The sequence below is a fragment of the Streptomyces sp. UW30 genome (assembly GCF_008042075.1).
Classification (GTDB): Bacteria; Actinomycetota; Actinomycetes; order Streptomycetales; family Streptomycetaceae; genus Streptomyces.
The window spans coordinates 272528-282448 of the sequence record NZ_RDBN01000005.1; the positions used below are offsets into that span (position 1 = coordinate 272528).

Below are 9921 nucleotides of genomic sequence, written 5' to 3' on the forward strand. Positions count from 1 at the left end.
GGCCGGTCCCGCCCCACCCCGCTCCGGTACCGGCCGGCCCGGAGTTCCTGGCCGTGGACAAGCGCAACGCGATCGTCGTCGACGCGTCCGGCGTCGTCTTCGAGATGTCCGGGCACACGCTGGAATTCCGCTGGCCCGAGATCCACGGCGTCCACTACAAGGCGAGCCCGGACGGCAAGGCCCTGATGGTCGCCGTGGTCTACCCGGACGGCCGGTTCTACGAGTGCGCGGTGGAGGCCAAGCCCCGGGCCCGGCTGCAGGAGTGGTTCCCGCAGCTGGCCTGGGTGCTTGGCCACTACCGTCCGGCGGGGTGACCTACGGCAGCGCGTGCACGTGCGGCCCCACCGCGTTCGACCAGGCGTTGCCCGCCGTCGCGTCCCAGTTGGTCGACCAGGTCATCGCGCCCCGCAGGTCGGGATAGGTCCGCGAGGGCTTGAAGGAACCGCACCCCGTGCCCTTGGTCAGGCAGTCCAGGGCGCTGTTCACGACGGACGGCGCCACGTACCCGCTGCCCGCGCCCCGTGTCGAGGCCGGCAGGCCGAGGCCGACCTGGGACGGGGCGAGGCCGCCCTCCAGCTGGATGCAGGCCAGGGCGGTGAGGAAGTCCACCGAGCCCTGGCTGTAGACCTTGCCGTCGCAGCCCAGCATGGAACCGCTGTTGTAGTACTGCATGTTGACGACCGTGAGGATGTCCTTGATGTTCAGGGCGGTCTGGAAGTAGGAGTTCGACGTCGACTGCATGTCGATGGTCTGCGGCGCCATCGTGATGACCAGCGACGAGCCCGCCTTCGCGGACAGGGAGCGCAGCGCCTGTGTCATGTAGGTGGCGTTGAGGCCGTTCTCCAGGTCGATGTCCACGCCGTCGAAGCCGTACTCCTGCATGACGGAGTACACCGAGTTCGCGAAGTTCGTCGCGGACGTGGGGTCATTCACGGACACCGTGCCCCGCTCACCGCCCACCGAGACGATGACCTTCTTCCCGGCGGCCTGCTTCGCCCTGATGTCCGCCTTGAACTGGTCGACGGTGTAGCCGCCCAGTCCGGCCGAGTCCAGGTTGAAGGTCACCGCGCCCGGCGTCGTGGTCGCGTCCGCGAAGGCGACGGCGATGATGTCGTACTGCGACTGCACGTCGGCGAGCTTCTGCACGGTGGCGCCGTTGTTGAAGTTCTGCCAGTAGCCGGTCACCGCGTGCTTGGGCAGGGCCGGACCCACCGGGCCCGCCGTGGTCGTCCCCGTCACCGTCGCCGACTTCGGCGACTCACCGGCCGAGTTGGTCGCCGTGACCTGGAAGGAGTACGACGTGGCGGCCGCGAGCCCCGTCACGGTCGCGGAGGTGCCGGTCACCGCGGTCACCTTGGTGCCGTTCCGGTAGACGTTGTAGCCGGTCGCGCCCGAGACGGTGTTCCAGGCCAGGGAGACCGACGACGAGGACGTCCCCGACACCGCGAGCCCGCTCGGCGCCCCGGGGATCGTGGGGGTCGGGTCGGTGCCCCCGCCGCCGTCGGGGCCGAACACCGACAAGTCGTCCGCGTAGTACGCCGCCTGCCCGTACCAGCCGTGCGTGTAGACCGTCACGGAGGTCGTCGAGGCGCCGGTGGTGAAGGTGGTCGACAGCTGCTTCCAGGCGGAGGAGTCCGGCGTCCAGGTCGAGACGTCGGTCGTGCCCGTGCCCGTCGCGCCGAGGTAGGTGTAGCCACCCTGCACCCAGGCGCTCAGCGTGTACGTCGAGTTGGGCTTCACCGCCACGGACTGGGTGCACCGGGCGTTGTCCTGCCCGGCCGGGGTCGCCTTCAGGGCGGTCGCGCCGCCGTGCACCGGGGAGGTGACGGTCGTGCCGCTGTTCGCCGAGCAGGTCCAGTTGGTCAGGCCGGACTCGAAGCCGGCGTTCTTGGCGTTGTTGACGTCCGCCGCGGACGCGTGGCCCGCGCTGAGGAAGGTGAGGGAGAGGGCGGAGGTGACGGTTGCCGCCCAGAGGCGTGCCGGTCGGCCGCGACGCCCCTGTCGTCTGTGTATGAACATGTCAACCAAGTTGGTCCAGACCAATCCGAGTGTCAAGGGATTCCGGTCATGGAGAATTGGTGTGCGTAACCTGCCCCGTTTTGGCGTGAGTTGTGCGAGCAGAGTTCCTTCCCCGCTACACAAACGCTGTTCTCCGGTCATGGAGCCGTGGATACAGTGCTGAGATAGTCACGCAATGAAGTCATCTCGGTGCACCGGAGTAACACCCGTGCACCGGACCGGGCGGGAACGGGGAGCGACGCGTGCCAACTGCCATTGCCGTGACCAGCGCCGACATGGCGCTGCCGGCGCAGGATGAGCGAACCGTGCCCGCCGTCGTGCTCCAGGACCTCGACCGGGAGCCGCTGGAGCGGTCGCTCGCGGGCATGCAGACCCTGATCGAACAGCACGGCCATGTCATCGTCGTCTGCTCGCAGGCCGCCCCCCGGGCCGTGCGGCAACGGCTGCACACCGTACGGTCCCTGCTGGAGAGCGACCGGATCGCCGTGTTCTGCCCCGAGCTGCCCCCGCTCGGACTCGCCGTCCTCGCCCGCCAGCTGCGCCAGCTCGCCTCCTGCGACCTCAGCCCCGGCGTCCTCGCCTCGGCCGGCCGGCTGCTCACCCACTACCTCCACGCCGGCGCGCTCCTCGGCTCCGTCACCCGACTCGACCGCGTCCCCGTCGACCTCAAGTCGCACGCCAAGTCCTGGATGCCCGGCAGCCAGTTCGGCGTCATCGCCCACCCGGCACCGCAACTCGTGCGCATGGCACCCGGAGTCACCCTCCCCGGCCCGGAGTTCGGCACCTCGATGCTGGTCGCGCAGGGGCAGCTGCAGTCCGACTGGGTCTCGGCCGTGCTGGCCAAGTCCTGGAACGCGCAGGGCCTGCGCGAGGTGGTCCTGCCCGCCGAGTCGGCCGCCTGGTGGGGGACGACCAAGTTGATCGAGTTCTGCGCCTATCTGCCCGACCTGTCGGTGCTTTACCAGCTCGTCACCTCCGTAAGGCAGAACTCCTGTCACTGGTGCGGCATCGACGTCATCGGCGACCGCTGCGTCTTCTGCTCCGCCACCCCGCCCACCCACGAACAGCCGGCCCGCGCAGGCTGACCGGACCCGAGCCCGATCCGACCGCCCCCGACCGATTCCCCCAATGAGGTTGCACGGTTCATGAACTCCCGTCAGCGCCGCGGCGTCATACTCCTGCTCCTGTCGATCGTCTGCGCCCTCGGCGCCTTCGCCGGCGTCCTGTCCGTCATCAGCGACGTGAAGTCCAAGGTCGGGCCCGAGGTCACCGCGTACCAGCTCAAGAGAGACGTGGCCCCCTACACACCGCTCAGCGCGGGCCAGTTCGAGAAGATCGAGATGCCCGAGCGGTGGCTGTCGAAGAACGCGGTCACCAGCCTCCGCGAGATCCAGGGCAAGATCGCCGTCACGACTCTCAAGGAAGGCTCGCTGCTCCAGAGCGACATGATCGTCGACCAGCCCGCCCTCCAGACGGGCGAGCAGGAGATCGCCATCATGATCGACGCGGCGACCGGCGTGGCCGGCAAGATCACCGCGGGCTCCAAGGTCAACGTCTACGCCACCTTCGAGGGCGATCGCGACTCCGACCCCGACCAGTCCCGGCTGATCGTCGAGAACGCCCGGGTCATCGACGTGGGCAAGCTGACCTCGCTGCAGCCCGACGACAACGACAACGGCCGGCGGCCCACCGAAGCCGTCCCGATCACGTTCGCGCTCGACCCGATCGACGCCCAGCGCCTCACATACGCCGAGTCGTTCGCCGACGAGGTCCGGCTCGCCCTGGTGGCACCCGGCGAGGACTCCGACATCCCCGCGACGAACCGCTCGTACGAACTCGCCAAGGACAAGTGAGAGGCCCCTATGCCCACGAGGATCCTCCCGGCCGTCGGCGACGCGGACGCGGTCCGGTCCCTCACGACGCTGCTCAGCCAGCTCCCCGACGCCGAGCCGGTCGCCCCGGTGACCGACTCCACCCAGCTCGTCGACACCCTCGCCCGCCTGGCCGCCGAGTCCATCGACGAACTCCCCGAGGTCGTCGTCGTCCACGAACGCATCGGCCCGGTCCCGGCCCTGGAGCTCATCCGCGAGGTCGCCCTGCGCTTCCCCGCCGTCGGCGTCATCCTCGTCACCTCCGACGCGAGCCCCGGCCTCTTCCAGGCCGCCATGGACTACGGCGCGCGGGGCCTTGTCGCCCTGCCCCTGAGCTACGAGGAGCTGGCCAGCCGTGTCAACGCGGTCGCCCAGTGGTCCATGGGCGTACGGCGCCATCTGGGCGCCGGAGGCGACGTGTTCAGCGGCGTCGGCGGCACGGTCGTCACGGTGAGCGGGGCCAAGGGAGGCGTGGGGGCGACCCTCACGGCCATCCAGCTGGCCCTCGCCGCCCAGGCGTCGGGCCGCAGCGCCGCGCTCCTCGACATGGACCTGCAGACCGGCGACATCGCGTCCTACCTCGACATCCAGTTCCGCCGCTCGGTCGTCGACCTGGCCGCCATCAACGACATCACGCCGCGCGTGCTGGCCGACGCGGTGTTCCGGCACGACACGGGCGTGGCGCTGCTGCTCGCCCCCGGCGACGGCGAACGCGGCGAGGAGGTCACCGACCGGGCCGCCCGCCACATCGTCAGCGCCCTGCGCTCCCGCTACGAGGTCGTCGTCATCGACTGCGGCTCCCAGCTGTCCGGCGCGAGCGCGGCCGCCGTGGAGATGGCCGACACCGCGCTCCTCGTCACCACCCCGGACGTGGTCGCGGTGCGCGGCGCCAAGCGCACCGTGCGGATGTGGGACCGGCTCCAGATCCGCAAGGCCGAGGAGACCATGATCGTCGTCAACCGCCACACGCGCGGTGCGGAGATCCAGCCCGCCCTGATCCAGCGCATCACCGGCACGAGCATCGCCGCCACCGCGATCCCCGCCAACTTCAAGGAACTCCAGGGCGCGGTGGATGCCGGCCGGCTGCACGAGCTGGATGCCAAGAGCACGGTCAAGCAGGCGCTCTGGGCGCTCGCGGGGGAGCTGGGGCTGGTCAAGGGCACGGAGGGGGCCGTAGCCGTACAGCGCCGCAATGGCAGGGCGCGGGGCGGTGGCGAGCGGGCGGCGCTGACCTTCCGGAGGCGGAAGGAAATAGGGCGGTGAGGCGGCGGGGACGGGGGGACAAGGGACAGGTGGCGATCGAGTTCCTCGGGATGCTGCCGCTGATCATCATCACCCTGGTGCTGCTGTGGCAGTGCGTGCTGGTGGGGTACACGTTCACCCTCGCGGGGAATGCTGCGGACGAGGCGGTTCGGGCGGGGACGGCGTCGGAGGGGCAGTCGGCCTGCCAGGAGGCGGGGCGGGAGCACCTTCCGGACGCATGGCAGGGGGATGCCGAAGTGGATTGCGATGCGGGCGGCGGTTTCGTCACGTCGCGCGTGACGCTCCGGGTGCCTGTGCTCTTCCCGGGCGCGATCGGCTTCCCGTTCACGGTCGAGGGCCACGCGGGGGCCGTACAGGAGGAGAAGGACTGAGATGTCGTACCGACTCCTCCCTCGCCGCAGGGACGGCCGCGACCGAGGCCGCGACCGAGGCAGTGACCGTGACCGAGGCCGTGACCGCGACCGAGGCCGTGACCGAGGTCGCGACCGCGGTCAGGTCGCCATCGAGTACCTCGGGTTCATCCCGATCCTGATCCTCGTCGCCATGGCCGGCATCCAGGTCGGGCTGATCGCCTACGCCGCCCAGCAGGCCGGTACGGCGGCCAGGGCGGGGGCGCGGGCCGCCTCGCTGGACGAGAGCGCGCAGGACGGCTGTGTCAACGCGATCAGCGACTGGCTGACCGTCACCTGTTCCGAGGTGCAGGGCGGAGACGAAGTCACCGTCACCGCCACCGTCCCGATCCCGCCGATCGTCCCGGGCTGGAACTTCGACCCCGCCCAGAAGACCGCGACCATGCCGCTCGACCACTGAACGAGGATCCCCATGAGCCTGAGGTCCCGCATCAACACCCCGGAGGAGAACAGCAGCCGGGGCGAGGACGGACATCTGGTCTCCTCCTACCGGGCCAAGCTGCTGGAGGAGATCGACCTCGCGGAGATGAGTTCGCTGGCGGCGGCCGAGCGCAGGGCCCGCCTGGAACGAGTCCTCGGCCACATCATCAGCCGTGAGGGCCCGGTGCTGTCGACGGTCGAGCGCTCGCAGCTGATCCGCCGGGTGGTCGACGAGGCGCTGGGCCTCGGCATTCTGGAGCCCTTGCTCGAAGACGCGTCGATCACCGAGATCATGGTGAACGGCCCCGACGCGATCTTCGTCGAACGAGGGGGCCGCGTCGAGCAGTTGCCGCTCCGCTTCCCCTCCCACGACCAGCTGATGCAGACCATCGAGCGGATCGTCTCCACGGTGAACCGCCGGGTCGACGAGTCCAACCCGATGGTGGACGCCCGGCTGCCGTCGGGTGAGCGCGTGAACGTCATCATCCCGCCGCTGTCCCTGACCGGCGCGACCCTCACGATCCGCCGCTTCCCCCGCTCCTTCACCCTGCACGAGATGACCGGCCTGGGATCGCTGGACGAGCCCATGGTGTATCTGCTGGCCGGGCTGGTGCAGGCGAAGTTCAACATCATCGTCTCGGGCGCGACGGGCACCGGAAAGACGACGCTGCTGAACGCGCTGTCGGGGCTGATCCCCGAGACCGAGCGCATCATCACCATCGAGGACTCCGCCGAACTCCAGCTCCAGCAGGGGCATGTGATCCGGCTGGAGTCCAGGCCCCCCAACGTCGAGGGCAAGGGCCAGATCACCATCCGCGACCTGGTCCGCAACTCCCTGCGGATGCGCCCCGACCGGATCGTCGTCGGTGAGGTCCGCGGCGGCGAGTCCCTCGACATGCTCCAGGCCATGTCGACCGGCCACGACGGCTCCCTGGCCACCGTGCACGCCAACAGCGCGGAGGACGCGTTGATGCGCCTGAAGACCCTCGCCTCCATGTCCGACGTCACGGTCCCCTTCGAGGCACTGCACGACCAGATCAACAGCGCGGTGGACGTGCTCATCCAGCTGACCCGGTTCCCGGACGGCGCCCGCAGGATCACCGAGATCGCGATCCTGGACAGCCACGGGGCGGAGCCGTACCGCCTCGTGACGGTGGCCCGCTTCAACTCCCGGCCCATGACCCCGGACGGCCGCGTCCACGGCGCCTTCGCGTACTTCCCGCTCCCGCGCCGCACCGCGGACCGCCTCTACATGGCGAGCCAGCCGATACCCCAGGCCTTCGGCGTCGCCCAGACCCCGCTCGAACTCGCGACCCGAGAAGCCAGGTAGGAACCCGTCGCCATGGAACCCCATACCCTCGCCGTGGACCTCCAGACCCGCATCACGCTCACCACCGGCGTCGCGCTGCTGACCTGCGCGCTCGCCGTGGTGGGCGTCCACGCCTACGCCGCCGGGCGGGCCCAGCGCCAGGCCCTGGTCGACCGGCTCTCCGCCACCGGCCAGCTCACCGGGGCCGGCGGCCGCCGACGCCGCTTCGCCGACCTGGACCGCCGCCTGCGCCGTACGAAACTCGGCAAGCAGCTGGAACTGCGGCTGGCGGCGACGGGCCTGGACGTCACGCCGGGCGAGTTCTTCGTCTACATGCTGGCGACGGTGGCGGGCCTGTGGCTGATCGGCCAGGCGACGCTGGCACCCTTCTTCGGCCCCATCGCGGGCCTGCTGGGCGTGTGGGCGGCGGTCCAGTTCCTCAACTGGCAGCGCCAGAAGCGCATCGAGAGGTTCATCAACCAACTCCCCGAAATGGCCCGAATCCTGGCGAACGCGGCCCACGCGGGCCTGGCCATGCGCACGGCCATCGGCCTGGCCGCGGAGGAGCTGGAGGCCCCGGCGGGCGAGGAGCTGGCCAAGGTCTCCAACCAGCTGGCGCTCGGCGCCTCGATGGACGACGCCCTGGGCGAGCTGGCGGAACGCCTCCCGTCGCGTGAGCTGGTCGTACTCGTGACCACCTTGGTGCTGTCCAACCGGGCGGGAGGCCAGGTGGTGAGCGCACTACGGAACCTCACGGAGACGCTGGAGGAGCGCAAGGAGACCCGACGCGAGGTCCGTACGCAGCTCGCCCAGGTGAGCATGACGTCGTACGCCGTCCCGGTGCTGGGCATCGGGTCGCTGTTCCTGATGAACGGGGTGAAGGACGGAGCCTTGGACCGGATGACGGGCTCGCCCCTGGGGCAAGCCGCGGTCCTCATCGCCTTCGGCCTGTACGCGGTCGGCTTCATCCTGATCCGCCGTATGTCGCGGATCGACGTCTGAGGGGCGGGGACGACGATGACGGGAATCGGAATCCTGCTGGCGACGGTGATGGCCCTCGGCGTGTGGGGAGTCTTCGCCGCGATCCGCATGTACCGCGCGGAGACCAAACTGCCCAGCGACCTGGCACTCGCCCTGGAGATCGGCGCGACCCGCACCGGCGCCGTGGACTCGCTGATCGACCGCATGGGCATGCGCTACGCCCCCGCCGTACTGCGCCTGATGGGCCCGAAGCTGGTCGCCAAGTACCGCCGCAGGATCGACCTCGCGGGCAACCCCGGCGGCCTGACCATCGACCGCTATGCGGCCAGGCGCGCGGTGTACGGCTTCCTGGGCGCGGTCGGCTTCCTGGTGTTCCTGCTGCGGGGACAGTTCCTGGTGGCGTTGCTGCTGCTGGCCTTCGGCGCCTTCTGGACGGAGGTCGGCATCTGGGCGGCGATCCGGATCAGGAAGGACGAGATCGAGCGCACGCTGCCGGACTTCCTGGACGTCCTGGCCGTGGTGGTGAGCGCGGGCCTGGGCTTCCGCCAGGCGCTCGACCGGGTCGCCGCCAAGTACGAGGGCCCCTGGGCGGACGAACTGCGCATCACCCTGCGCCAGATGGACCTCGGCATGAGCCGCCGCCAGGCCTTCACGGAGCTGCGGCGACGGAACGACTCCGAGCAGGTGGCGATGTTCGTGACGGCGTTGCAGCAGGGGGAGGAGCTGGGCGCGCCGATCGTCGACACGCTGGTGGCGCTGGCGAAGGACATGCGCAGGACTGATGCGCAGAACGCCCGCCGCAAGGCGGCGAGGGCGGTCCCGAGGGCCACGCTGATGATCACGACGTTCATGGTTCCGCCGCCAGCGCCACGCCATGCAGCGTCTTCGCCACCGAGTCGTGCATCTCGCGGGCCAGCCGGGCCCGTTCCGCGCCCACCGCCTCCGTGACCGCGAGGCGCGCCCGAACCGTCGTCAGAGCCTCGGTTGCCGTGCCGAAGCGGAGCATGAGGTTACGGAGGGACGACCCCAGCGCACCTGTTATGACGCACAGGCCCGGGAGAAGGAGTTTGTCCGTCAGGCCCGTCGAGCGGGCGTCGGTGTTGATCGCGTAGGCCAGGAGCAGGATCAGGGACTGCGCGCTCGCGAACACCGCCGCGCCCCGGTAGCCGTAGACGATGCCGGCCAGGAGCGGGGTGCAGACGCTGACGTAGGCCAGCGTCGTGTCCGGGCCCGCGGATATCAGGAGCAGGGAGGTGAAGAGGGTGTCCGCCGCCAGCAGGGTGGGGTGGCGCAGGAGGAGGGGGCCGAAGCGTTCCCAGTCGCGGAACAGGGCGTAGGAGACCATGAAGGTGACGACCACCGCCGCGCCCACCAGCCGCGTGCCCAGTCCCGGCGCCGCGCCCAGCAGGGCCCCGGGTGCCGCGAGGGCGATCATGGCGAGCCGGAAGCCGAAGACCTGGCGGCACATCGCCTGGAGGGCGTTGACCTGGAGCGGGATTCTCGCGGACGGCCTCACCGGTTCCCCGGACCGGCGCGGCAGCCGACGACCGCGCAGCAGCCCAAGGCCGGGCCTCACGCTCCCCGACCTCACCCTCAACGGCATCCCCGCCACGGCTCTTCCCCCTACTCCCCCGTCAGCGATCCGAAG

General features: G+C 70.3%; 10 protein-coding genes and 1 pseudogene. 9 read left to right on the plus strand and 2 right to left on the minus strand.

Going from position 1 to position 9921, the window contains the following annotated elements; genetic code table 11:
• The coding region (locus EAO75_RS02860) for a hypothetical protein (RefSeq protein WP_261989124.1) at window positions 1–314 on the plus strand (314 nt) is incomplete at its 5' end.
• Between the two features lies 1 nt (window position 315).
• On the opposite strand, the gene EAO75_RS02865 is transcribed toward EAO75_RS02860, so the two are convergent.
• Window positions 316–2019 (minus strand): chitinase, encoded by a 1704-nt coding sequence (locus tag EAO75_RS02865; protein ID WP_147993423.1) that lies wholly within the window; start codon window positions 2017–2019, stop codon window positions 316–318.
• Window positions 2020–2294: 275 nt separating this feature from the next.
• On the opposite strand from EAO75_RS02865, the gene EAO75_RS02875 reads away from it, so the two are divergent.
• Genes EAO75_RS02875 through EAO75_RS02910 form a run of 8 tightly spaced genes read left to right on the plus strand, consistent with a single transcriptional unit; the run spans window position 2295 to window position 9221 of the window.
• On the plus strand, window positions 2295–3104 hold the full coding sequence (locus EAO75_RS02875; protein WP_147994257.1) for a hypothetical protein: 810 nt from the start codon (window positions 2295–2297) through the stop codon (window positions 3102–3104).
• Between the two features lie 60 nt (window positions 3105–3164).
• A complete protein-coding gene (cpaB, locus tag EAO75_RS02880; protein ID WP_147993424.1) occupies window positions 3165–3872 on the plus strand; it encodes a Flp pilus assembly protein CpaB in 708 nt (235 codons plus the stop codon).
• Between the two features lie 9 nt (window positions 3873–3881).
• A complete protein-coding gene (locus EAO75_RS02885) occupies window positions 3882–5153 on the plus strand; it encodes a CpaE family protein (protein ID WP_147993425.1) in 1272 nt (423 codons plus the stop codon).
• 50 nt (window positions 5154–5203) lie between these two features.
• Entirely contained in the window at window positions 5204–5524 is a 321-nt protein-coding gene (locus tag EAO75_RS02890; RefSeq protein ID WP_147994259.1) for a pilus assembly protein, read from the plus strand.
• Window position 5525: 1 nt separating this feature from the next.
• A complete protein-coding gene (locus EAO75_RS02895) occupies window positions 5526–5963 on the plus strand; it encodes a TadE/TadG family type IV pilus assembly protein (protein WP_147993426.1) in 438 nt (145 codons plus the stop codon).
• 12 nt (window positions 5964–5975) lie between these two features.
• Complete coding sequence (locus EAO75_RS02900; protein WP_147993427.1) at window positions 5976–7313, plus strand: CpaF family protein; 1338 nt, start codon at window positions 5976–5978, stop codon at window positions 7311–7313.
• Window positions 7314–7346: 33 nt separating this feature from the next.
• Window positions 7347–8294, plus strand: coding sequence for a type II secretion system F family protein (locus EAO75_RS02905; RefSeq protein WP_147994258.1), 948 nt, complete (start codon window positions 7347–7349; stop codon window positions 8292–8294).
• Window positions 8295–8309: 15 nt separating this feature from the next.
• Window positions 8310–9221 carry a type II secretion system F family protein gene (locus EAO75_RS02910; protein ID WP_261989125.1) on the plus strand — a complete coding sequence of 304 codons (912 nt, stop codon included), beginning with the start codon at window positions 8310–8312 and terminating at the stop codon, window positions 9219–9221.
• Here EAO75_RS02910 and EAO75_RS02915 read toward each other — a convergent pair.
• Window positions 9127–9741 (minus strand): annotated as a pseudogene (locus EAO75_RS02915) (histidine kinase); the annotation flags it as partial. The gene EAO75_RS02910 and the pseudogene EAO75_RS02915 sit on opposite strands and share 95 nt — an antisense overlap.
• Between the last annotated feature and the right edge of the window lie 180 nt (window positions 9742–9921).

Excerpts from the sequence above, each read along its gene's own strand:
- EAO75_RS02865 (WP_147993423.1), bottom strand. The coding sequence starts at position 2,019 with ATGTTCATACACAGACGACAGGGGCGTCGCGGCCGACCGGCACGCCTC.
- EAO75_RS02885 (WP_147993425.1), top strand. The coding sequence starts at position 3,882 with ATGCCCACGAGGATCCTCCCGGCCGTCGGCGACGCGGACGCGGTCCGG.
- EAO75_RS02900 (WP_147993427.1), top strand. The coding sequence starts at position 5,976 with ATGAGCCTGAGGTCCCGCATCAACACCCCGGAGGAGAACAGCAGCCGG.
- EAO75_RS02875 (WP_147994257.1), top strand. The coding sequence starts at position 2,295 with ATGGCGCTGCCGGCGCAGGATGAGCGAACCGTGCCCGCCGTCGTGCTC.
- EAO75_RS02890 (WP_147994259.1), top strand. The coding sequence starts at position 5,204 with ATGCTGCCGCTGATCATCATCACCCTGGTGCTGCTGTGGCAGTGCGTG.
- EAO75_RS02895 (WP_147993426.1), top strand. The coding sequence starts at position 5,526 with ATGTCGTACCGACTCCTCCCTCGCCGCAGGGACGGCCGCGACCGAGGC.
- EAO75_RS02910 (WP_261989125.1), top strand. The coding sequence starts at position 8,310 with ATGACGGGAATCGGAATCCTGCTGGCGACGGTGATGGCCCTCGGCGTG.
- cpaB (WP_147993424.1), top strand. The coding sequence starts at position 3,165 with ATGAACTCCCGTCAGCGCCGCGGCGTCATACTCCTGCTCCTGTCGATC.